This is a genomic window from Aquitalea sp. ASV11 (assembly GCF_016429185.1).
GTDB lineage: Bacteria > Pseudomonadota > Gammaproteobacteria > Burkholderiales > Chromobacteriaceae > Aquitalea > Aquitalea pelogenes.
On record NZ_JAELUD010000264.1, the window covers coordinates 1 to 301 of the forward strand.

The window sequence follows — 301 nt, forward strand, 5'->3', positions numbered from 1 at the left end:
GCCGCATCGTGGCAGTGGATATCGTGGAAGCCCTGAAGATGCGCGAAATTGCATGACGCATCTACGCAAGTTTCAGCGTAGCCCGGTTGATGCATCGCAATTTATCCTCTGACTGTCACGCTCATACCTGTCTCTTATACACATCTGACGCTGCCGACGAACAGTAAGATGTGTGGGTGTGGGGGGGGGGGGGGGGGGGGGAGGGGGGGGGGGGGGGGGGGGGGGGGGGGGGGGGGGGGGGGGGGGGGGGGGGGGGGGGGGGGGGGGGGGGGGGGGGGGGGGGGGGGGGGGGGGGGGGGGG

At 70.8% G+C, this 301-nt stretch carries 1 protein-coding gene; it reads right to left on the minus strand.

Translation table 11 applies throughout. From position 1 onward, the window contains the following. Positions 1-121: 121 nt before the first annotated feature. A partial coding sequence (locus JHD62_RS22070) for a hypothetical protein (RefSeq protein WP_199104663.1) occupies positions 122-301 on the minus strand: 180 nt, incomplete at its 5' end.